The sequence below is a fragment of the Klebsiella sp. WOUb02 genome, assembly GCF_050058015.1.
GTDB lineage: Bacteria > Pseudomonadota > Gammaproteobacteria > Enterobacterales > Enterobacteriaceae > Klebsiella.
Genome location: NZ_CP170110.1, coordinates 952,703 through 974,756 on the forward strand (window position 1 = coordinate 952,703; position 22,054 = coordinate 974,756).

Annotated in this window: 21 protein-coding genes and 2 pseudogenes; 8 read left to right on the forward strand and 15 right to left on the reverse strand. The window is 59.7% G+C overall.

From position 1 onward, the window contains the following. Positions 1 to 178: 178 nt before the first annotated feature. Complete coding sequence (mqo, locus tag ABOC21_RS11370; RefSeq protein WP_426814611.1) at positions 179 to 1,831, forward strand: malate dehydrogenase (quinone); 1,653 nt, start codon at positions 179 to 181, stop codon at positions 1,829 to 1,831. A gap of 219 nt (positions 1,832 to 2,050) precedes the next feature. Then, positions 2,051 to 2,977 carry a LysR family transcriptional regulator gene (locus ABOC21_RS11375; protein WP_426814612.1) on the forward strand — a complete coding sequence of 309 codons (927 nt, stop codon included), beginning with the start codon at positions 2,051 to 2,053 and terminating at the stop codon, positions 2,975 to 2,977. On the opposite strand, the gene mdcH is transcribed toward ABOC21_RS11375, so the two are convergent. The 9 genes and pseudogenes from mdcH to ABOC21_RS11420 all read right to left on the reverse strand — a co-directional run bounded on the left by mdcH (position 2,967) and on the right by ABOC21_RS11420 (position 11,267). After that, complete coding sequence (mdcH, locus tag ABOC21_RS11380; protein ID WP_426815468.1) at positions 2,967 to 3,869, reverse strand: malonate decarboxylase subunit epsilon; 903 nt, start codon at positions 3,867 to 3,869, stop codon at positions 2,967 to 2,969. The genes ABOC21_RS11375 and mdcH overlap by 11 nt on opposite strands. Further along, the gene (locus tag ABOC21_RS11385) at positions 3,869 to 4,486 is read right to left on the reverse strand and encodes a malonate decarboxylase holo-ACP synthase (protein ID WP_426814613.1); all 618 of its coding nucleotides are present in this window, start codon (positions 4,484 to 4,486) and stop codon (positions 3,869 to 3,871) included. The genes mdcH and ABOC21_RS11385 overlap by 1 nt, the downstream gene beginning before the upstream one ends. 1 nt (position 4,487) lies before the next feature. Continuing rightward, complete coding sequence (locus ABOC21_RS11390) at positions 4,488 to 5,447, reverse strand: AEC family transporter (protein ID WP_426814614.1); 960 nt, start codon at positions 5,445 to 5,447, stop codon at positions 4,488 to 4,490. A 139-nt stretch (positions 5,448 to 5,586) separates the two neighbouring features. Then, positions 5,587 to 6,387: a biotin-independent malonate decarboxylase subunit gamma gene (gene mdcE, locus ABOC21_RS11395; RefSeq protein ID WP_426815469.1), complete on the reverse strand. Its 801-nt coding sequence runs from the start codon at positions 6,385 to 6,387 to the stop codon at positions 5,587 to 5,589. Continuing rightward, positions 6,387 to 7,220, reverse strand: coding sequence for a biotin-independent malonate decarboxylase subunit beta (locus ABOC21_RS11400; protein WP_426814615.1), 834 nt, complete (start codon positions 7,218 to 7,220; stop codon positions 6,387 to 6,389). Before ABOC21_RS11400 ends, mdcE begins: the two co-directional genes overlap by 1 nt. Continuing rightward, a complete protein-coding gene (gene mdcC / locus ABOC21_RS11405; protein WP_426814616.1) occupies positions 7,213 to 7,512 on the reverse strand; it encodes a malonate decarboxylase acyl carrier protein in 300 nt (99 codons plus the stop codon). Before mdcC ends, ABOC21_RS11400 begins: the two co-directional genes overlap by 8 nt. Positions 7,513 to 7,529: 17 nt before the next feature. Further along, a pseudogene (locus ABOC21_RS11410) lies at positions 7,530 to 8,373 on the reverse strand (triphosphoribosyl-dephospho-CoA synthase). After that, positions 8,373 to 10,028, reverse strand: a complete 1,656-nt coding sequence (mdcA, locus tag ABOC21_RS11415) for a malonate decarboxylase subunit alpha (RefSeq protein WP_426814617.1) — start codon at positions 10,026 to 10,028, stop codon at positions 8,373 to 8,375. Before mdcA ends, ABOC21_RS11410 begins: the two are co-directional and overlap by 1 nt. Positions 10,029 to 10,232: 204 nt before the next feature. Next, positions 10,233 to 11,267 (reverse strand): AI-2E family transporter, encoded by a 1,035-nt coding sequence (locus tag ABOC21_RS11420; RefSeq protein ID WP_426814618.1) that lies wholly within the window; start codon positions 11,265 to 11,267, stop codon positions 10,233 to 10,235. 556 nt (positions 11,268 to 11,823) lie between these two features. On the opposite strand from ABOC21_RS11420, the gene mdtJ reads away from it, so the two are divergent. The 3 genes and pseudogenes from mdtJ to ABOC21_RS11435 all read left to right on the forward strand — a co-directional run bounded on the left by mdtJ (position 11,824) and on the right by ABOC21_RS11435 (position 14,765). Continuing rightward, positions 11,824 to 12,186, forward strand: coding sequence for a multidrug/spermidine efflux SMR transporter subunit MdtJ (gene mdtJ / locus ABOC21_RS11425; protein ID WP_426814619.1), 363 nt, complete (start codon positions 11,824 to 11,826; stop codon positions 12,184 to 12,186). Continuing rightward, complete coding sequence (mdtI, locus tag ABOC21_RS11430) at positions 12,173 to 12,502, forward strand: multidrug/spermidine efflux SMR transporter subunit MdtI (RefSeq protein WP_426814620.1); 330 nt, start codon at positions 12,173 to 12,175, stop codon at positions 12,500 to 12,502. The genes mdtJ and mdtI overlap by 14 nt, the downstream gene beginning before the upstream one ends. A gap of 105 nt (positions 12,503 to 12,607) precedes the next feature. Further along, positions 12,608 to 14,765, forward strand: a pseudogene (locus ABOC21_RS11435) (putative bifunctional diguanylate cyclase/phosphodiesterase). Positions 14,766 to 14,768: 3 nt separating this feature from the next. Here ABOC21_RS11435 and ABOC21_RS11440 read toward each other — a convergent pair. After that, positions 14,769 to 15,581 (reverse strand): trypsin-like serine peptidase, encoded by an 813-nt coding sequence (locus ABOC21_RS11440; protein ID WP_426814621.1) that lies wholly within the window; start codon positions 15,579 to 15,581, stop codon positions 14,769 to 14,771. 598 nt (positions 15,582 to 16,179) lie between these two features. After that, positions 16,180 to 17,154 (reverse strand): LysR substrate-binding domain-containing protein, encoded by a 975-nt coding sequence (locus ABOC21_RS11445; protein ID WP_426814622.1) that lies wholly within the window; start codon positions 17,152 to 17,154, stop codon positions 16,180 to 16,182. 116 nt (positions 17,155 to 17,270) lie between these two features. On the opposite strand from ABOC21_RS11445, the gene ABOC21_RS11450 reads away from it, so the two are divergent. Both ABOC21_RS11450 and ABOC21_RS11455 read left to right on the forward strand, forming a co-directional pair. Further along, positions 17,271 to 17,885, forward strand: coding sequence for a LysE family translocator (locus ABOC21_RS11450; protein ID WP_426814623.1), 615 nt, complete (start codon positions 17,271 to 17,273; stop codon positions 17,883 to 17,885). Positions 17,886 to 17,921: 36 nt separating this feature from the next. After that, complete coding sequence (locus ABOC21_RS11455) at positions 17,922 to 18,170, forward strand: hypothetical protein (RefSeq protein WP_426814624.1); 249 nt, start codon at positions 17,922 to 17,924, stop codon at positions 18,168 to 18,170. Between the two features lie 163 nt (positions 18,171 to 18,333). Here ABOC21_RS11455 and asr read toward each other — a convergent pair whose 3' ends face one another. From asr to ABOC21_RS11470, 3 genes are all read right to left on the reverse strand, one after another. Beyond that, a complete protein-coding gene (gene asr / locus ABOC21_RS11460; protein WP_426814625.1) occupies positions 18,334 to 18,699 on the reverse strand; it encodes an acid resistance repetitive basic protein Asr in 366 nt (121 codons plus the stop codon). 174 nt (positions 18,700 to 18,873) lie between these two features. Continuing rightward, positions 18,874 to 19,323 (reverse strand): hypothetical protein, encoded by a 450-nt coding sequence (locus tag ABOC21_RS11465; protein WP_426814626.1) that lies wholly within the window; start codon positions 19,321 to 19,323, stop codon positions 18,874 to 18,876. Then, positions 19,310 to 20,362, reverse strand: coding sequence for a hypothetical protein (locus tag ABOC21_RS11470; RefSeq protein WP_426814627.1), 1,053 nt, complete (start codon positions 20,360 to 20,362; stop codon positions 19,310 to 19,312). Before ABOC21_RS11470 ends, ABOC21_RS11465 begins: the two co-directional genes overlap by 14 nt. A 213-nt stretch (positions 20,363 to 20,575) precedes the next feature. Here ABOC21_RS11470 and ABOC21_RS11475 point away from each other — a divergent pair, with 213 nt between their 5' ends. Beyond that, positions 20,576 to 20,668 (forward strand): KPN_01571 family protein, encoded by a 93-nt coding sequence (locus ABOC21_RS11475; protein WP_223261803.1) that lies wholly within the window; start codon positions 20,576 to 20,578, stop codon positions 20,666 to 20,668. A 33-nt stretch (positions 20,669 to 20,701) separates the two neighbouring features. On the opposite strand, the gene ABOC21_RS11480 is transcribed toward ABOC21_RS11475, so the two are convergent. Continuing rightward, a complete protein-coding gene (locus tag ABOC21_RS11480; RefSeq protein ID WP_426814628.1) occupies positions 20,702 to 21,952 on the reverse strand; it encodes an MFS transporter in 1,251 nt (416 codons plus the stop codon). Positions 21,953 to 22,054 lie beyond the last annotated feature (102 nt).

The following is a 22,054-nucleotide window of genomic DNA, read 5'->3' on the forward strand; positions in this document are numbered from 1 at the left end:
TTATCGCGATACGTTGGTGGATCTTAATTCCATTTAGCATTCCGCACTTTTTTAAGTTAAAAAAGTCAATGCCAATAATTGATTAACTGTGCGGAAAATGTAAATGATATTTTAAAATATAATGAAAGTGCGTTAACATGTTGACACTTATTTCATTATGCTATGCGATAATTCTATTATGCCTGCAATAAAAAACTCGATCTTATCCATGACCGCACTGGCGCTATTCGTCAGTACGGCAACCTACGCAAATACCGACGCCGCAAAGAAAACCGATTTTCTGCTGATTGGCGGCGGGATCATGAGCGCCTCGCTCGGCACCTGGCTGCAGGAACTCCAGCCGGACTGGAAACAGGTGATGGTTGAGAAGCTTGACGGCGTGGCGCTGGAGTCCTCTAACGGCTGGAACAATGCCGGTACCGGCCACTCGGCAAACATGGAGCTGAACTACACGCCAGAGCGCGCGGACGGCTCCATTGACGTCAGCAAGGCGCTGGAGATCAACGAGCAGTTTATGATCTCCCGTCAGTTCTGGACGGCGCAGGTTAAGCGCGGCATTTTGCATGACCCGCACTCCTTTATTAATTCCACCCCGCATATGAGCTTTGTCTGGGGCGATAACGTTGATTATCTGCAAAAACGTTATACCGCTCTGCAGCAAACCACACTATTCCAGGGGATGAAATTCTCCACCGACCATGCGCAAATTAAACAGTGGGCGCCGCTGGTGATGGAAGGGCGCGATCCGCAGCAAAAAGTAGCGGCCACCTGGACCCCGGTCGGGACCGACGTCAACTACGGCGAAATAACCCGCCAGCTGATCGGCAGCCTGAAGAAAAATAATAATTTCTCGCTGCAAACCTCCTCTGAGGTAACCGCATTTAAGCGTAATGCCGATAATTCGTGGCACGTAACGATTAAAAACGTTAATAGCGGCGACGAGCAGGCGATTGACGCGAAATATGTCTTTATCGGCGCCGGCGGCGGCGCGCTGAAATTACTGCAAAAAACCGGTATTCCGGAAGCCGACAACTACGCGGGCTTCCCGGTGGGCGGCTCTTTCCTGATGACCGAAAACCCGGCGGTGACCAAAGAGCATCTGCAGAAGGTCTACGGCCAGGCTTCGGTCGGCGCGCCGCCGATGTCGGTTCCGCATCTTGATGCCCGCTTCCTTGACGGCAAGCGCGTGGTGCTGTTCGGGCCGTTCGCGACTTTCTCGACCAAGTTCCTTAAAAACGGTTCTTTCTTTGACCTGCTGAGCACCACCACCACCGATAACGTTCTGCCGATGACCCACGTCGGTCTCGACAACTTCGACCTGGTCAAATACCTGGTGAGCCAGGTAATGCTCAGCGACGATGACCGCTTTGCGGCGCTGAAAGAGTACTATCCGGACGCGCGTAAAGAGGACTGGAAGCTGATTCAGGCCGGCCAGCGCGTGCAGATCATCAAAAGAGACGCCGATAAGGGCGGAGTGCTGAAGCTGGGGACCGAAGTGGTGGTTGACGAGCAGAAAACCATCTCCGCGCTGCTTGGGGCCTCTCCGGGCGCCTCTACCGCCGCGCCTATTACCCTTAACGTGCTCAAGCAGATGTTCCCGCAGCAGTTCAGCTCCGCGGAGTGGCAGAGCCGCATCCACGCGATCGTGCCGAGCTATGGCCAGAAGCTGAACGATAGCCCGGCGCTGACCCAGCAGGTATGGGACGACACCGCCGCGACGCTGCAGCTGACCAAACCGCCGGTGATTAATATGAGCGGCGCGAAGCCTGCCGCCGCGCCGTCCGCGGAGCTCAAGCCTGCGGAGTCGCCGCAGCACGATATGGCGCTGTAGTCGCCGTATTAGTTCCTCCCGCGTGCGTCATGCCGGTCAGCTCAGCAGCTGACCGGCTTTTTTTTTGCCCGATCGAACCGCTATTAGTCTCCCCCTGATGCACGACGGCAGCGGCTGGTTCCTTGCTCTGGGTTAAAGCATTTACCGGCGTTACGGTTATACTGGCTTGAATTCACACAGGAAATAACGGGCCGCGGCGGAGAGAGGGAGAGTAGCGCCATGAAAGACGACATTAACCAGGATATTACCTTCCGTAAGCTGGCGGTATTTATGATGTTTATGGCCAAAGGCAACATCGCCAGAACCGCCGAAGCGATGCAGCTCAGCGGCGTCAGCGTCCACCGGGCCCTGCATACCCTGGAAGAGGGGGTGGGCTGCCCGCTGTTTGTCCATAAGGGACGCAACCTGCTGCCGCTGCCGGCGGCCTGGACGCTGCTGGAGTATTGTCAGGACGTTACCACGCTGATGACGCGCGGGCTGGAGGCGACGCGAAAGGTCGCCGGCGTCGGCCAGGGACGACTGCGGATCGGCACGCTCTATTCGCTCACGCTGGAGACCGTGCCGCGGATCATCATGGGGATGAAGCTGCGGCGCCCGGAGCTGGAGCTGGACCTGACGATGGGCTCCAACCAGATGCTGCTGGATATGCTGGAGGACGACGCCCTGGACGCGATTCTGATCGCCACCAACGCCGGGGAGTTCAGCAACTCGGCGTTTGACGTGGTGCCGCTGTTTGAAGACGACATTTTTCTCGCCGCGCCGGCGGCCGAACGGCTGGATACCTCGAGGCCCGCCGACCTTCGCGACTACGCCGACCGTAAATTCGTTTCGCTTGCGGAAGGCTTCGCCACCTACGCGGGCTTTCGAGAGGCTTTTCAGGTCGCCGCCTTCGAGCCCGAAATTGTCACCCGGGTCAACGATATCTTTTCGATGATCAGCCTGGTGCAGGCCGGGGTTGGCTTTGCGCTGCTGCCCGGGCGGATGAAGAAGGTCTACGAAAACGACGTGCAGCTGTTAAAGCTGGCTGAGCCGTATCAGATGCGCCAGCTGATCTCGATCGTCTATTCCCACCATCGCGAACGCGACGCCGATCTGCTGGCGCTGGCGGCGGAAGGGCGGATGTACGCCCGCAGCCTTAACGGCTGAGGCGTTTCGCCAGATGCAGTGCCACTGCAACGCTGTTTCGCTCCATGCAGATGGCATCGCCCTGCCAGCCTGCGAGGTGCGTCAGCCCGGTTAGCACGCTGCCTGGCGGCATCTCAATCGCCAGCCGCGCATCGCGCTGATTGGCGGAAACCATGGCGTCCTGCCACTGCACCGTCCGCGCCATGTTGAAGGCTAAGTCTTCGGCGATTTTCTGCGGTTCCCACAGCACCCGGCCGGTCGATCCGCTAAGGTAGGCTCGCACTGGGCGTGACAATGTCACGGATTCAAACGCCTGAGCTAACTCTGCCGCCGGTTTATCCAGCAAAGCACAATGCGACGGCACGCTTACCGCAAGCCGGGTAGCCTTGCTGGCTCCGGCAGCCAGCGCTTTTCTCGCGACCTCCGCCATCTCCTCATCCCGGCCGGCAATCACTATCTGCGTTTCGGCATTAAGGTTGGCGATATAAGTGCCGCTTCCCGCCATCAGCTTTTCAACCTGATTCAGCGTGAGGCCAACAATCGCCGTTAGGCCGTAGCCGTGGGGATACGCCTGCTCCATTAAATCGCCGCGCAGGGCCACCAGCCGCAGCGCGTCGCGAAAATCCAGCGCGCCAGCCACCACTGCCGCCGGGTAAGCGCCAATCGACAGGCCGCTGACGATATCGGGCGTCACGCCGTTACGCATCAGTTCACGTGCCCACGCCATGCCCGCAATCAGCAGGCAAAGCTGCACCGCGCGGGTGTGCTTCAGCGCCTCGGGCGCGTCGAGTGTATTGGTTTCGTCGCCAAGCACCGCGCGCACTTCAGCAAGAATGGCATCGCCGTCGGGCAGGTTTTGCAGCATTCCCGGGCGTTGGGCGCCCTGGCCGGGAAAGGTAAAGAGGATTTTCATCATGACTCCCTGAGCCACGGCGTCGCGGTGAGCTGCGGCCCGGTGGCGGTTTTCAGCAGAACGCGTCCTTCGCGCAGCCATTCGTTGAGCGCAAACGCGCCAAGGGGCGTTTCAATCTGGGTGTCGGCGCGGCACGGCAGCTTTTCCACCTGCGCCTGCCACTGCCGCAGTTCGTCATCGGTCAGCGGTTCAGGGGCGCGAATCAGTAGATCGAGATCGCTGTCGGCGTGCAGGACGGGAATTTCGGTGGCGAGGGCGTAGGCCGTGCTGCCGGTAATGCCCCAGATCCACGGCCACGCAAAGGTGGTCAGCAAAATAGCCGCCTGAACGGGCTGCTGGGAGACAAACGGCGAGTGCAGCAGGCGCTGGCGCTCGACCAGCTCTTCCGGCGTGATAGTGCGCGAAACGCTCCCGGCCTTAACCCATCCGGCGGCGCGCTGTTCGCGCTTTATGCCGCGCACGCCTACCGGAATATCGCCATTATCATTCACGTCGCGCCGCACCACTACGGGCAGACCCGGTTGCCACTGGCTGGCCACCCACGCCTCCTCAACGTTGAGCAGGGCATCGCGGCTTTTCAGCCACAGTAAATCGTGAGGGCGCGAAGTGAATGTCATATCAGATACCTGAAGTTAAGGTGATGAACAGCGGTAACGACAGGATACACAGAACCGAGCTCAACAGCAGCACCGCTTCCGCATCCGGCGACTGCACGCCAAAGCGGTTGCCGAACACCACGCCGAAGAAGCCGGCAGAGAGCGCGATCATCAGAATAGCGGTGATCGCCACGGAGCCGTGGAGGCCGAAAGCCAGAACGATAGCCCAGGCGATAAACGGCTGGATCAGCAGCTTGGCAATGGTCGCAATGCTCACCATCGCGTTCAGCTGCAGCTTACGCGCGGAGAGGATCACCCCGGTCAGGAACAGCGCCGCCGCGGTGGCTGAAAGGCCGAGCGGTTTGATTGCCGCCAGCAGCAACTCCGGCATTTTGATGCCAATCGCCGAGAAGATTACGCCGAGCAGCGGGCCCATCACGATAGGTTTTTTCAGCGAACGCCACATCAGCACCGGCAGCATCGCCAGCGTGGAGCCGCTGTTTTCACCGGCGGCGCGCGCTTTTTCACGCTCCAGAATCAGCAGACAGAACGGCGTCATCAGCACCGAACCACAGGCGATGGAGACGGCGACGGAGAGCGAGGTCGCGGAGCTTTCACCCAGCACGCTACCGAGAATCGGCAGGCCAAGCGCGGCATAGTTCGGCAGCGCCACGGTGAGGGTCAGCACGGCGGCATCCTGCGGAGACTTTTTAAACACGCCGGTGGCGAGGAAGTAGATCGCCGCATAGGTGATCCACATGGCGCCGGTCAGCACCACAATCAGCGGCGACTGGGCAACAATATCGGCCCACGGGGTCTGCACGGTAGCGCTGAACAGCGCGGCGGGCAGGGCAAAGTCCATTACGAAGATGTTGAGCAGCGACACGTTTTTGTTGTCGACCATTTTGGCTTTGCCGGCCCAGAAGCCCAGCAGCATGATGAGAAAAATCGGCGCGAGGGCATGAACAATTACATAAGTCATAGATCACCTGTAGTAAGAAAAATAGAGAACCTTTGCGATGTTTATAATTTTCTAAAAGCGGTATGCCGTGGGCGCTATGCTGCGCCCGACGGTTGCCGCTTTCGGCAGGTCTTTTTTTACGTACTTCTGAGGTTGCCCGTTACCAGCTGGCGCGCATCCGTTCGCGAACCAGGGCAGAGCTGCGGCGATTCTCCGCGCCGAGACGGTTTTTCAGCGTGGGGTCTTTACGTGCATCGGAAATGGCCTTCTGTACGGTGAGCTCCACCAGCGCCAGATCGGCATCGGACGGCGCGTCCGGGTTGCTGAGGTTCAGCAGATCGGAGAGCAGACCGAGGGTGGCGTAGTTGCTGACGTCATAGGCCATTGGCGGAATGGTCGCCGCCAGTTTTTCCAGCGCCTCGACGGTACGCAGGGTGATACGGGCGGCGGACTCTTTGCCCATCGCATGCACCAGCACGCCTTGATCGTTGATGGCAATCAGGCGGTTGGCCTGATAACCGTGCGCCAGAAACGCCCCGGACATCGCCTTGCCAACGATCAGCCCGATCACCGGATGGCCCGCCAGGCGCGCTTTCGCGTAAGCCCCTGCGGCGCCGGCCAGCGCCTGGTGAATGCCGAAAGCCTCTTCCCGACGGCCATAGGCCTGGCTCGGGACGTCGATCACCGCCACAATCGGGCGCTTCACGTCGCGGTTCGCGTCAGCATCGATGGTTTCATTCACCACTTTTGCCAGCGTCCAGCCTTCCAGCAGACCCACTTCGCCTTTCGCGGCGCGCGGATAGTGGTTATTGGCATCGGGCACCACGGCAATGAAGCGTACGGCCTCATTGTTCAGTTCACCGTCGGCGACCTGTACTGAAGGGCACAGGCCAGTCATGCGCGGCGCATTTGGCGCCAGTTTTTCCAGCCACAGGGCTCCACGGCTATTGGACTGAGTCATCATTTCACCTCCCCGGCGAAAAGCTGTTTAATCTGCGCGGTGTCGGCCTGCTGACGAGTGTCAAAGTTGCTCAGACGGGTCAGGAAGTCGGCGTATTTGTCGCTGCGATGTTGGGCCGGAACGTCTTTGGCGATGGCGTCGTTCATGGCGGTTTTCACCGCGTTAACGCCGTCATCGACCAGCGCATCCACCAGGCCGCTGGCATAGCGGATTTCGCCGCCGGTCATGCTCCAGATGAACGGGCGGTCGCGGGAGTCGTACTCTTCGATTCCGGCTTCCTGCTCAATAACTTGAGGGCCGTTGAGGCCAAGGCGCGCTTCGCGAGTGACGATCAGGTAGCTGCACAGCGCGGCGGCAATCGACATCCCGCCAAAGCAGCCCACGGTGCCGGCGACAATACCGATTACCGGGGTATAGCGACGCAGATCGACAATCGCCGCGTGAATGTCGGCAATCGCCGCCAGGCCGAGGTTGGCTTCCTGCAGGCGCACGCCGCCGGTTTCGAGGCACAGCACCGCCTGGGTCGGGATGCCGTTGCGGTTATCTTCCGCCGCCAGCTCCAGCGCGGCGGCCATTTTGGCGCCGGAGACTTCGCCCATGCTGCCGCCCTGGAAGGTGCCTTCGATGGCAATCACCACCGCCGGCTGGCCGTTAATGGTGCCGCGAGCCACCACCATGCCGTCGTCGGACTGCGGCACCACGCCCTGCGGCGCGAGCCACGGCGACATAATGCCTTCGAACGGATCGAGCAATTCGCGGTAGCTGCCTTCGTCCAGCAGCGTGCGGGCGCGTTCGCGGGCCCGTAATTCGATAAAGCTGCGATCGTTACGCATGGGCCACCTCTTCAAATACCTGTTCGATGCGAATACGTGCGACGCCCGGCGTGGCGCCAAAATCATGGATCACCAGCCGTCCGGCGGGCAGGTCGTTGATTAAATTGAGCCGCTCAAACAGCGCGGTCCAGCGCGCCCGGCTGTTGTCCACCGAGGTGGTGATATCAACCTCAAGCGTGGCGTTTTGCCCGGCGGTATAGAGCACTTCCATATCGCCGGAGCCTACTACGCCTGCCAGGGCCTTGCCGCTGAGGGCGCGGTTGGCAGGGAATGACAAATTAATCTGTTCCATAACATCCTCTGAATGCGTTAGCCGGCAACCCGGTCGAGAAACAGGGTGGCGGCAAGAAGATCGGCGGCGCCGCCCGGCGAGGCGTTTTGCGCCAGCATCTGCGCGTCAAGCTGCGCCAGCGCCCGGCGTCCGCACGCCGTGGCGCAGCCGCCGGCGTTCAGTACCGCGCGGGCGCCGTGCTGCATGGCCTCAAGGCCGGACATGCCGGCGCGGGAAAGCACGCAGGTGTCGCTCAGCGAGGTCATGATCGCCATCAGCGCGTCGAGGCGGGCCTCGTCTTCGCTGGCGCCCTCGGCCCGGCTGCGCCGCAGTCTGCGGTAGCGCAAGAGTGGTGATATGCGGAAACGCGCGCTGCGCCTCTTCGCGAGCGCCCGGCACCTGCCAGCGGCGGCTGGCGCGCAGGCCTTTACTAAAGGTTTTGGGCGCCGCGGCGTCCGGCAGGGCGGCGAGATGCGCGGCGGTCTCCGCGATCGACCGTGAATGACCCGTCCCGCCCAGCATCGCCGCGGCGCTAACCAGCAGGCCTAGCGCCCAAATTGCTCCGCGATGGGTATTCACCCCATCGGTGGCCAGCATCATCTGCCGCTCGCCTTCGCGGCCCAGGCGGCCGATGGTTTCACGTAGCGCGATATCCGCCGGCCGCTGCCAGCTCTGCTCCGCCAATGCCTGAAAGGTGGGGAGCAGGCTGCGGGCCGAACGCTCCATCAGCGCGAGGCTTAAATCGAGATGCGCGCCGCGACCGCGGCTGTCGACCAGCCCCGGTTTGGGGCTGAGCCGCGCTTCGTCAATCAGGCACTCGCTGGCGGTGCGGGCAAGCCAGCCGGTTTGCGCTTCAGCGCGCCGGGGGGAGAGTCGTTTCATTACCAGCTCCGGAATTTTGCCGGTGGGTTATAGAGTCCGTCGGACCACTCCACCAGATCGGCTACGCTGCCGGCGGCCAGCAGCGAGCGGGTGGCATCGCTGCGGCGGATGCCGATATCTTCCGGATAAACCACCTTGCCGCTCTGGCGCAGCGCGGCAACGCGCTTCGCGTCGACGCCAAGGCCGATATCGGTGATCCCGGCCACCGCGGCGACCATCGCCCGGCGCTCTTCCAGGCTTTCAGCGCGGTAGAGGTAGGCAATGCCTTCTTCGGTGAGCACGTGGGTGACGTCATCGCCGTAGATCATCACCGGCGCCAGCGGCATGCCGGAGGCTTTCGCCACCTCGATCGCATCGAGTTTTTCGACGAAGGTGGGCTTCACGCCGGCCTGGAAGGTTTCCACCATCTGCACCACCAGCTTTTTACCGCGCTGCATCGGATCGGGCTCGGTGATCATATTCAGCCACGCCGGGGTCGCGTGGCGGCGGCCGTGCGGATCGTGGCCCATGTTGGGCGCGCCGCCGAAGCCGGACAGCCGGCCGCGGGTCACCGTGGACGAGTTTGCCAGGCCGTCAACCTGCAGGGTCGAGCCGATAAACATATCGACCGCGTACTGCCCCGCCAGCTGGCAGAAGGCGCGGTTGGAGCGCATGGAGCCGTCGGCGCCGGTGAAGAACACGTCCGGACGCGCGCGGATATACTCCTCCATCCCCAGCTCGCCGCCGAAGCAGTGCACGCTCTCTACCCAACCGCTTTCAATAGCGGGGATCAGCGTCGGGTGCGGGTTCAGGGTCCAGTGCTTACAGATTTTGCCCTTCAGGCCGAGCTGCTCGCCGTAGGTGGGCAGCAGCAGCTCGATGGCGGCGGTGTTAAAGCCGATGCCATGGTTCAGGGACTGCACCTGATGTTCGGCGTAGATGCCTTTAATCGCCATCATCGCCATCAGGATATGCTCCTGCTTGATCAGGCGCGGGTCGCGGGTAAACAGCGGTTCAATAAAGAACGGCTTATCGGCGACCACCACGTAATCGATCCACGAACCCGGAATGTCAACGCGGGGCAGGTCGCACTCGTCGTCGACCAGCTCATTCACCTGGGCAATCACGATCCCGTCGTGGAAGGCCGCGGCCTCCACCAGCGCCGGGGTATCTTCGGTACTGGGTCCGGTATAGAGGTTGCCTTTACGATCCGCCTTGTAGCCGGCAATCAGCGCGACGTTCGGCGAAAGATCGACGTACAGGCGGGAGTAGAGCTCGATATAGGTGTGGATCGCACCGATTTCCAGCAGCCCGTCCTCCAGCAGCTGCGAAATACGCAGGCTCTGGGTGCCGGAGAAGGAGAAGTCGAGCTTGCGGGCGATACCCTTTTCAAAGAGATCCAGATGTTCGCTGCGCCCGACGCTCGGCATGATCATATGCAGGTCGTGAACTTTTTGCGGGTTCACTTCCGCCAGCATGCGGGAGAGGAAGTCAGCCTGTTTTTGGTTGTTGCCTTCCAGCACCACGCGATCGCCGGGGGCGAGCAGATGCTCCAGCGCGTCGACCAGCTGTGCGGTGGGGATAACCTTACCGGAGACGTTGGCGGCGGCCAGTCGCCGCTGCTTTTCCGTACGGCGGCGGTTCCAGACCCGTCCCGTCGTTTGTTCGGCACTCATTATTAACCTCCTGATTCGACAAATCGTTTTGACTGTCATGGTGTGGAAGTTAGTGTGCGACGCGAGGCGCAGGGCATCAATTAAGCCCGTGGGCAGATTGTTAGCTTCAGAGTAATGAATGACTGGCGTGAGATGTGATGGGGATCAATAATGCCAAAGGAGTAGTGGTCTACGGGCCGGTTAGCCCGTAGTAGGGATCGGGAGCTAATCCTTGCTGAGGTCGCTCAGCAGGAAGGCGATGCTCCGTCCGCTCTCGCTCTGTTCAAGAGCAATTTTAACGATGATGGTCAGCGGCACCGAAAGCAGCATTCCCACCGGCCCCAGCAGCCAGCCCCAAAAAATCAGCGACAGGAACACCACCAGCGTCGAGAGGCCGAGCCCGCGCCCCATAATCCGCGGTTCGAGGATATTGCCGAACAGCAGATTGATCACCAGATAGCCCGCGAGCAGGATCAGCGCGTCATACAGGCCGCCGAACACCAGCACCTGCAAAATAGGCGGAATCGCCGCCAGCACCGAGCCGATATTGGGAATATAGTTGAGCGCGAAAGCCAGCAGCCCCCACACAAAGGCAAAACGCACTTCCAGCAGCACCAGCATGCCCCAGACCACCAGCCCGGTCACCAGGCTAATGGCGGTTTTCAGCACCAGATAGTGTGAGACGCTGTCGAGCGCGCGCTGGATTGCGCCCATGCCCTCAACCGGACGGGTCATCAACTGCTGCAGCTTGGCCGGCAGCTGCGGCACCTCCAGCAGCATAAATACCACCGTCAGCAGCAGCAGGAAGATCGACGACATGGCGTTGGAGAGCTGGGTCAGCAGGCCGGTCACCATCGTCATCACCGCGTTGGGGTCTATATATTTGTTCAGCTCGACGACGGAAACGGTAAAGCCGAACCTCTGCAGCCACGGGGTGATGGTTTGCAGCGGTTCCGATAGCGACGCGCGATACTGCGGCAGAGTGCGCGCCAGCTCGTTCAGCGAGGTGCCCAGCGAGGCCAGCAGGATCACCGCCAGCATGACGATGGCGCTGATTAATAGCGAGATCGCCAGCACGCGCGGCACCCGACAGCGCACCAGTAGCTGGACCAAAGGGTTAAGGACTACCGCGAGAAACAGCGCCAGCACAAAAGGTACGATGATATCAGCGGCGAAGCGGATGCCGGTAAGGATGATGACCAGCATGCCCAGCATGATGACAATCTTTAATCCGTTAAGAGTGATGATGGGTTTGGCCATACGAATCCCTGAAATTAGAGCCCGGTTTTCCTCACAGTGTAGACGCAGATGCCGACAAAAAATCACGACTTTTTGCGCGCAGACCGTGGAGTAATTGTTCGCCATACTTCTGCCGGTGGCGATAAAATCATCACCCGACAAGATTAAAATAATGGCACGCCATCATAATGGCGATCGGCATCAGAAAAAACTAATCCAAATCAAATAGTCGAAGTAAAGAAATGCAAAGGCTTTGAGTATAATGAAGCATTATGCTACAAATAAGCCGTGTATAACTACCGAGGACAATTTTCATCCGCAATGACGAGAAGCAATACCGCGGATAATTGTAATTTTATGGACCATCAGTTCAGTCTCTATATCTCTAACCACTCACCATTTTCCTGCCTGAACACCCGCTCTGCCGGCGAACAGCACTGGCGTTCAGCGCTTTAGAACCTCCCTCTCTGCCTGAGCTGGCGCAGCACTGCGCGCGGCTAAATCTACGTCAGAATTTTTTCGGTTTACCTTTGCTGTAGGCCGTCATGGATTATATTCTCAAGCAGGAGAAGGGATCATGTTTTATTGGATTTTATTAGCCCTGGCTATCATTGCGGAAATTACCGGGACTCTCTCGATGAAATGGGCGAGCGTCAGCGGCGGCCACGCAGGTTTTATTTTGATGCTGGCAATGATTGCGCTTTCATATATTTTTCTGGCCTTCGCGGTTAAAAAAATTGCTCTCGGAGTGGCCTACGCTCTGTGGGAAGGTATTGGTATTTTGCTGATCACGCTGTTCAGCGTCCTGCTGTTTGATGAGACGCTCTCGGTGGTCAAAATGGCGGGTCTGGCGACGCTGGTGGTTGGGATTGTTTTAATCAAGTCCGGGACCAAAAAGGCGCTGAAGCAGCCCGAAGAGAGGACCCATGCAGCAGTTTGAGTGGGTTCATGCGGCCTGGCTGGCGCTGGCCATCGTGCTGGAAATTGTCGCTAACGTCTTTTTAAAGTATTCCGACGGTTTTCGCCGCAGGATCTACGGCGCGCTGTCGCTGCTCGCCGTGCTGGGCGCGTTCAGCGCGCTATCGCAGGCGGTGAAGTGGATTGAGCTGTCGGTGGCCTACGCCCTCTGGGGCGGCTTCGGCATTGCGGCAACCATCACCGCCGGCTGGGTCCTGTTCGGCCAGCGCCTGAATAGTAAAGGCTGGATCGGCGTGATGCTGTTGATTATCGGGATGGTGTTAATAAAACTGGCCTGATCGAACGCCGCCTGTTTGCACGGGCGGCAAAATCTGTTCTCTGTATTACTCTTTAAAAAAGAGCATATTCGGTGCGTTTTCCCCCAGCCGCGATGAGGACAGAGAATGGTTAACTTGCCTGGTTGGCGTCATCTTCCTTCGGCCAAAACGCTGTCGGTCATTATTCTCCTCGCCGGGATAGGCCTGATCGCTTCCGTCATTTTCCTGCTTTATCTGTCCCAGCACCTGATTGGCCTTAAGGCGAATGAGATCGATCGCCATCGCTCGGTATTGTCGGTTAACGGCGCGGTGCAGACCTCGGTGAACCGCGTGATGTCGCTGGTGCTGGATAACTCCATCTGGGACGACGCCGTGAAGCAGGCCTACGCGCCAACGCTGGATAGCCAATGGCTGTTCGACACCTGGGGTTCGGGGTTCAAAATAAATAACCTCTACGACGGCACCTTTGTACTCGATCAGCGCTATCGGGTGCTGTGGGGGTCGTTTCGTAGTCAGCCCTTTAATGAAACGGATATCCGTTTTTTCGGCAGCGGCCTGCAGACGATGATCGCCCGGCACGCCGAGGCGCTGCGCAGCGGCAAAAGCGCCTGGGCCGGGATCACCCGTACCCGGGAGGGGATCGCTTTTATTGGTATTGGCCTGATTCGCCCGACTATAGGCCGCCTGCAGGTGTACGACGATACGCGGCGCTATCTGGTCATTACCCGCCACATCAACCCTGATATGCTGCAAAAGCTCGGGGATACGTTTCAAATTCGCCATCTGCATACCAGCGAAACCGGCGGCGACTATAGCGTGGCGCTGCGCACCAACGCCGGTGAGGTTATTAGCTACCTCAGCTGGCAGCCGCGGCTGCCGGGGGCGGAAGCGGCGCTGGCGGCATCCGGCAGCATTCGCCTGATCGCGCTGGTGGCCGCCGGGCTGATCCTGCTGTTTATCCTTTTTAGCTGCCTGGGGCTGTATAAGCTGGCGCGCGGCGAAAAGCTGGCGCGCACTATTGCCATGACCGACTGGCTGAGCCAGCTGCCCAACCGGCGGGCGCTGATTGAGCGGCTTAACGTGGTGTGCGAGCGATCGCAGGACGAGATGCAGAGCGTGGTGTTTGTTGACCTCGATGGCTTTAAAGATGTTAACGATAACTACGGGCACGACGTCGGCGACGCGTTGATTACCCACATCGCCCGCGAGCTGCAGGAGAGGGTGCCCGTCGGGGGGATGCTGGCGCGCATGGGCGGGGACGAGTTCGCCATGACCGTCGGCGGCGAGCAGGCGGTCAATCAGGCGTCGGCGTTCGCCTGGGCGGTGCTGGAGCTGCTGAAGTCGCCGATTGGCCTGAGCGAGCGCAAAATCTATATCAGCGCCAGCCTGGGGATCGCCAGCGGAACGCCGGCGACCTGCTCGAGCACCGAGCTTTTCCGCCGCGCCGATATCGCCATGTATCATTCGAAGAAGAGCGGAAAGGGGCGCACAACCTGGTACGACGAGACGCTGAGCGACGCCCGGCAGTATCAGACTGAATCTGGAAAGCAGCATCCGTCAGGGGCTTGAAAACGACGAGTTTGACGTCTGGTATCAGCCGATAGTCAACGCCGGAACGCTGAGCATGGAGGGCGTGGAGGCGCTGATACGCTGGCCGCGGCGGCCCCAGGCCGCGCTGCCGCCGGACGCGTTTATCAGCATCGCCGAGAGCAGCGGCCTGATTTATGCGCTCGGTCAGTTTGTGCTCAATCGCGCCTGCTGCGACCTGCAGCCGATGGCGGATCTGATGCTATCGGTGAATATCTCGCCGGCGCAGTTTCGCGACCCGGAGTTTGAGTCGCGGGTGATGCAGGTCCTCGCCCGCTGCCATTTCCCGGCTCGCCGCCTGCAGATTGAAGTCACCGAGAGCTATGTGATGGAGAACCCCGATCGCGCCCGCGCGGCCATTGAAAACCTGAAGGCGCTGGGGACGGCCGTTGCGCTCGATGATTTCGGCATCGGTTACTCCAGCATTGGCTATCTGCGCAGCTTCAGTTTTGACACCCTGAAGATCGATAAATCGCTGGCCGGGCTGGTCGACACCGATCCGCAGGCGGCGGAGCTGGTGCGCGGTACCGTGCGCATCGCCGGCGCCCTGGGCATGACGGTGGTGGCGGAAGGGGTGGAAAATCAGCAGCAGCTGGCGCTGCTGCAGCGTGCGGGATGCGACAAGCTGCAGGGCTACTATTTTAGCGAGCCCATGCCGATCGCCTCTTTGCTTCAGCTGCGCCAGCAGCAGGGCTAACGGCTACTCGCCGGCCAGCGTCTCCAGCTTGTCGCGAAAACCGGTCACCGCAATGGCCCGGTTATCCGCGCGCCAGCGATCCTTCGCCCCCGGCGCCGAGCTCTGGACGGCAATCACCTGCCAGCCGCTATCGGTTTTTAACAGCAGCGGCGAGCCGCTATCTCCGGGCAAGGTATCGCACTGGTGCGACAGAACCGCGGTCTGCGCCCAGCCGGTAACGATGCAGTCCTGATGGTTGTACAGATTATCGAGGTGATCTTCCGGATAGCCGGACTGGGTCACCTTGCGCTCGGCGACCTTGAGCGCGGCGGTCAGGTCGGCCTTACTGCCGGGAAACAGGGGAATTGGGGCGATTCCGGAAGGCGCATAGCGCAGCACCACTAAGCCAAAGTCCGAGGGCGCGGCGGCGGCGGGGACGATCCAGCCGTCGCCGTCGGCCTTCAGCCGCTTGCCTAGCGCCGGGTCCACGCGACCCTCGACGCCGTGGATTTCGTACACCCAGCCGTTTTTGCGCGAGATAAAGCGCAGCGCGACGACTTTATCCGGTTTCCCCTTCGGCGGCGTCAGCAGGCAGTGCCCGGCGGTTAGCGCCAGGTGGGGGGAGATCAGGGTAGCGGTGCATAGATTGCCGCTGGCCGTTTCCAGCTGGCCGATGGCGTCCCATGGCGCTTCGGCGGGATTGCTTATCGGCTTGCGGTCATCATGGCCAAAAAACAGGGTCTTGATATCTTTCGCGCTCATGCCGTCATCGTCAGCGTGCGCAAACAGAGGAAGCAGGCAAAATGAACACAGTAATAACAGTACGTCTCTACGCATATCACTCTCTGAGGAGATAATTATACTCACCACCCTGCGGCATAGCTGAGCGCGCCGGGGATGATTTTCGCTATATTGAAAGTAGCAGGAGATTTAAGTTTATGAAAGTTAACAGTAATTTAAATTAAGTCCGCGGACCGTTACCTCTCAGTAAAGTGGCCTCTTTTAACGCAAAGAAGGTCGATAACTCAACCAGTTAGCGCGCATTTCGTGCTGCTGTCATTTCCGCAGAAACCGGCCCGGGAAGCAACTGATATCGGGTTACAGAAAGTACCAAAAAGAGGGCGCCATCCGCGCGCGGAGACGATCGATTTTGCCGGCGTTTGTTGATCATCATCATCAGGCGAATGCTATACAAAACAAACAACTTCACAAAAAACCGCCCATCTTTACACCCTTTGTGCTTACTTGCAAAACGAAACATTTTCTCACTCAAAATGCTGTTATTGATAGCTGCCGTTGAACAAGCTGAGATGTTGTCCCCGCGATGATATCGGTGATTTCTGGCTCCAGTCTCGGGAGGACGTATGTCGAAAAAAGGTATTCGCGCGTTGGTTTATGTGTCCGTTGTCTCCGTCTTTATCTGGGGCGCGGCAGGCTATCTGGTGGCGCAGGCGGTCAGCGTTTTGTAAACCGCCGCCGTATCGCGGCACGTTATTGCGGCACCTGTCCCCGACGCTGGATCTCTTCGGGAAAAGGTTCCGGAACGTGCGCGAGCAAAAATGCCCGCAGGCTGAGCGATGGGCTGCGGGCTGAGCGTATTTGCCGGCCACACCAGATAGTATCCCTCACCGGTCGCGACGGCCTGCGGAAACGGTAGCGTCAGCAATCCCGCCCGCAGCGCCTGCTGGCTAAGCAGCAGATCCCCCACCGAAACGCCGTGCCCGCTCATGGCCGCCATATTGCCCTGTTCAAGGCTATCGAAAACCAACCCCTGAGAGAGATCGACCGCCGGCTGCAGCTCGCTATGCTGCAGCCAGCGCCGCCAGTCCCGACGATCGGTGGTCGGATGGATCAGCGGGCAGGCGGTTAAATCCTCCCGCGCCGCGGCGGTCATTGTTGGGGCGCAGACCGGGATCAGCCACTCTGCGAACAGCTGCGTCTGGCGCTTATCCGCGCCAAAGTTCCCGTTGCCGAGGAGGATCGCGCAGTCGTACGGCTCCCGCGCAAAATCCACGCTGTCCTTGTCCATCCAAACGCTGCTGAGCTCGATTTCAGGACGCTGATGCTGCTGGCGAAACTGCTGCAGTACCGCCAGCAGCCAGCGCATGGTTAGGGTGGACGGGGCTTTTAGCCGCAGCTTTCCCGCCTGCCGGCGCAGGGCATAGCAGGCCCTGTCGATGGCGGAAAAGCTCTCCTCCAGCGCGGTTGCCAGCTGCTGCCCGGCATCGGTGATGATCACCTTTGGCCCCTGACGAACAAACAGCCGGCATTCGAACCACGCTTCCAGGGTGCCGATATGTCGGCTGACCGCGCCGGGGGTCACGTGCAGGGCGGCGGCGGCCTGGCTAAATGAGCCCAGCCGCGCGGCGGTTTCAAACGCGCGCAGGGCATACAGCGGAGGCGTTGACATCGTTATGGGTCTCTATTGTGAGTTATGCTCACATTCAAACTCACCATTTCTCGTTTTTCAACCGCTAAATCAGAGGACAGAATGTAGAAAATCGAATCATTAAGTGAGTTATTATCATGAACTACATGCTGGTGGCGGGATATTGTCTGACGGTCTTAGCCCTGATTGCGACCCCGGGTCCGGTGGTGCTGCTGGTGACCGGGACGGCAGCGCGGGAGGGCTACGCCCGGGCGGTGCGGACGATGGTTGGCGGAGATCTGGCTTCGCTGCTGCTGATTGCCATCGCTGCGGCAACGCTGACCGGCGCGCTGCGCCTCGATCCGCAGGCGCTGACGCTGGTGGCTATCGGCGGATCGCTGTACATTGCCTTTCTGGCGGCAGGGATGCTGCGCGCAGCTTCTGCCCCGGGCCCGGCTGCCCGCCGCGGCGGTGGACTGGTGGCAGGGTTTATCACCGCGCTGGCGAATCCCAAAGACATCCTGTTTTTTGTCGCGTTTTTTCCGCAGTTTATACATATCACCGCGAATACCGGACTGAGCCTTGGGATATTGACCGCGCTGTGGGTGGTTATCGACCTCGGCGTACTCTCACTTTATATTCTCGCCATTCATCGCTGGCTGACGCTGGCGCACACCCGGCGTTTGACGACGATTTCGGCCGCTTTTCTGTTGGCCTTAGCCCTCTACGGCTTTGGCTATAATCTCTGGCAGCTGATCGGTAACCGGATATAAGAAAGCGGCTATGCTCGAAAGAGAGGAGAAAAAACGATGATAGATAACGAGGCGCTTCGCGCCGCGGCGGACGGTGGAAGAGACGATATTGCGCAATTCGCCGCCGAACTTCTGGCCGCCCGGGAGAAGATCGGGCTGCTCGAACGACGGCTGGCAACGCCGGTCAGGTTGCCGATATGCAGTGCGAGTCCGGTATGTGAAATTGAAGCGGGCTATGCGGCGGGAGTCAGCGATTGTCGAAATGCGATCCGCCTGGCGGGTTATCCGATCGAAGGGGATGATTAAGCGGTGTCGCGTTAGTAGAGAAAAAAGCGCGTCGCAACCAGCGCACAGATAATCAGCAGGATCAGAATGAGCTCGAAACGGTAGCGTCGCAGCATAGTATCCTCCAGAAAAAAACGGCGCTGAAGCAGCGCCGATTTATTACGATACCAGACTAACCGGGGAATTATGCCGCCGGCTGTGCAGCAGGTTTAGCCGCAGCGTGGTGCTTAGCTTTGTGGTGTTTTTTCGCAGCCTGAGCTTTCTGAGCTACTGGTTTAGCAGCGGTTTTGTGGTGCTTTTTAGCGGCCTGAGCTTTCTGGGCAGCGGCTGGTTTAGCAGCGGCTTTTTTGTGTTTTTTCGCAGCCTGAGCTTTCTGCTCTGCGGCTGGTTTAGCGGCGGCTTTGTGATGTTTCTTGTGATGAGTGGTCTTGGCAGTGGTGCTGTGAGTCGCAGCAGCCGGAGCCTGAGTAGTGCTTACCGCGTCAGCGGCGAAAGCAGCAGAAGACAGACCCATAGCAGCGGCAACGACCAGAGCTAATACTTTTTTCATTCTGATATCCTCGAAAAGGTTTTTTTCATTCAACCCCACTGCGGGGCCGGTGAAAGAACTATATGCCTCTCTTTTCGAGCTTTCCGTGAGTGTTTGGTATCGGCGTGTAACCGAATGTACGACGCGGATCATCATGCGGAAATAGCGCGCCGGGACGTTGCCCGGCGCGAAGGTTTACAGATAGCGGGAGGTCAGATGCTGGTGGAAGTAGTCGCTGTTCAGATCTTCCCCGGTGGCGTTGTGGATCAGCTGAGAGGTCGTGAAACGGCTGCCGTGCTGCCAGATATTCTGCTGCAGCCAGCCGAACAGGCTGGAGAAATCACCGCTGGCAATCTGGCTCTCCAGCTGCGGCAGCGCGCGTCTGGCGGCCGCCATCAGCTGCGCCGCGTACATCGCCCCCAGCGTGTAGGAAGGGAAGTAGCCAAAGCCGCCGTCGGTCCAGTGAATATCCTGCATGCAGCCGTTGCGATAGTTACCGGTGGTGGAGAGGCCCAGCCAGCTCTGCATTTTTTCATCCCAGAGCGCCGGGATATCCTCAACCTCGATGTCGCCATCGATCAGCGCCCGTTCAATCTCATAGCGCAGAATCACGTGCGCCGGATAGCTGACCTCATCGGCGTCCACGCGAATAAATCCGGGTTTGACGCGCTGATTCCAGGCGATGAAGTTCTCGCTGCCGAACGCCGGCTGCTCGCCGAAACGCTGGCGAACGGCGGGCAGCAGACGGTTTAAAAACGCGTCGCTGCGGCCCAGCCTGCATTTCGAAAAACAGGCTTTGTGATTCGTGGATCGCCGTTGAGCGGGCGAGGGCGACCGGCTGATCGAGCCATTTGCGCGGTAAATTCTGCTCATAGCGGGCGTGACCCGTTTCGTGGATAACGCCAAACAGCGCGCTCAGCAGATCGTCTTCGTTATAGCGGGTGGTGATGCGCACGTCCTGCGGCACGCCGCCGCAGAACGGATGGGCGCTGATATCCAGACGCCCGGTGTTGAAGTCAAAGCCCAGCATGCTCATCGCTTCCAGCCCCAACTCGCGCTGGTCGGCGATGGGGAACGGGCCCTGCGGCGCGATGAGCGGACGCTGCGCCTGTTTTTCAACGACGTTCGCCAGCAGCGACGGCAGCCAGGATTTGAGGTCGGCAAACAGCACGTCCAGCCGGGCGCTGGTCATATCGGGTTCGAAAATATCCAGCAGGGCATCGTAGGGCGAGCAGCCCTTAGCTTCGGCGCGCAGGGCCGCTTCCTGACGGCTCAGCCTGACGACTTCGCGCAGGTTCTCGGCGAAGCCCTCCCAGTCATTGGCCGGACGCTGGCTGCGCCAGGCGTGCTCGCAGCGGCTGCCGGCCAGCGATTTAGCCTCGACCAGGCTCTCCGGCAGAAGTGCCGCCTGGGCGTGCTGGCGGCTCATTTCACGCAGGTTGGCCTGCTCAACGTCGTTAAGATCTTCCTGAAGGGCGTTCTGCAACGCCTGGGCCACGCTGTTGTCGGTCAGGATCTGGTGCTGCAGCACGCCCAGCTCCGCCAGCGCCGCGCCGCGCGCCGCGCTGCCGCCCGGCGGCATCATGGCGAACATATCCCATCCGGCGATGGCGCCCAGATGTGAAAAGCGCGACAGACGTTGAAAAGTACGGGTAAGCTGATGATAGTTTGTGTTTTCTGCCATAGTAAATTCTGACCTGTTGCAAGTGAACGAGAGGCGTAGCCTGTTGACCCCTACACTATCCTGATCCTGCGGACGGGTCGAGTGACGCGCGTGAATTGCCTGCCGCGATAAGCGCGGCGACAGCATGTCATTATGATGTGGCCAGGATAGCAGATTCTTTCTCAACCAGCGGCTAGACTCTTAGCGAGTCAGGGCCGCTGATGCGGGGTAAATATGAATCCGTTCACCTTGCTGTTTATCGCACTACTGTCAATCGATGCCGTCAGAGAGCTGCTGGGGGCGTCATCGGTGCTGGGAATGTGGTGAGCAGCGTGGCCGTAAAGGCCACGTGATGAGTTGCTATTTGAGACGATTGTGTAAACAAGCGCCGGTAACCAGTGCTGCCGTAAGCATCAGAGCGATAAAGCCGCCCACGCCATTCCAGCCGTAGTTATGCCAGAACACCCCGCCTAAGGTCCCGGCAATACTTGACCCCAGATAATAGCTAAACAGATACAGCGAGGATGCCTGGCCGCGGGCGCGGCGGGCGCGCGGGCCAATCCAGCTGCTGGCGACCGAGTGCGCGGCGAAAAAACCGGCCGAAAAGAGCAGCATGCCGCTGAATATCAGCCACAGCGAGGCGAAAAGCGTCAGCAGCAGGCCGCCAAGCATCACCGCAATAGAGACCAGCATCACCGGGCCGCGCCCGTAGCGGGCGGTCATTGCCCCGGCCTTCGGCGAGCTCCATGTTCCGGTCAAATAGGCGACCGAGAGCAGACCGACCACCGCCTGGTTCAGCGACCACGGCGACATCATCAGACGATAGCCGATATAGTTAAACAGCGTCACGAAAGCCCCCATCAACAGGAACCCTTCGAGAAAGAGCAGCGGCAGGCCGCGATCGCGCCAGTGCAGGCGGAAGTTAATCAGCAGGGATTTTGGCCGCAGCGAAGTCGGACGGAAATGGCGCGACTCCGGCAAAATTCGCCAGAACATAATGGCTGAGGCGAGGGCAAAGCAGCCGATCGCCGCCAGCGCCACGCGCCAGCCGAAGAAATCGGTAAACACCCCGGTCAGCAGGCGCCCGCTCATGCCGCCAATCGAGTTGCCGCTGATATAGAGCCCCATCGAGAAGGCCACCACGCTGGGATGGATCTCCTCGCTCAGATAGGTCATGCCGACGGCCGCCACGCCGCTGAGCGACAGGCCGATCAGCGCGCGCATAAGAAGGATCCCGTGCCAGGTGGTCATGACCGTTGACAGCAGGGCGCAGCAGGAGGCCAGCACCAGCGCGGTGACCATCACCTTTTTACGCCCGATGGCGTCCGAGACGGGACCGGTAAACAGCAGCCCGACGGCGAGCATGGCGGTGGAAATCGACAGCGAAATGCTGCTGCTGGCCGGCGAGATGCCGAACTCGCTCGACAGCACCGGCAGGATCGGCTGCACGCAATAGAGTAGGGCAAAGGTTGCGAGACCGGCAGAGAAGAGCGCCAGGGTGACGCGCATAAACTGGGGAGTACCGCGTTTGATAAACTGATTTGGCTGGGATACCACATTGTCGATGACCTCGCTTGCCGGCGCGGTGTCAACGGTAGTTGTACGACTCACGGAAAATCCTTGCTGAGAAACTCGGGGGTTGAGTGACCTCACAGATCACATTTTTAGGGTATGAAAATGTAAATATTCTGTCTAATATATTAATAATCTCAA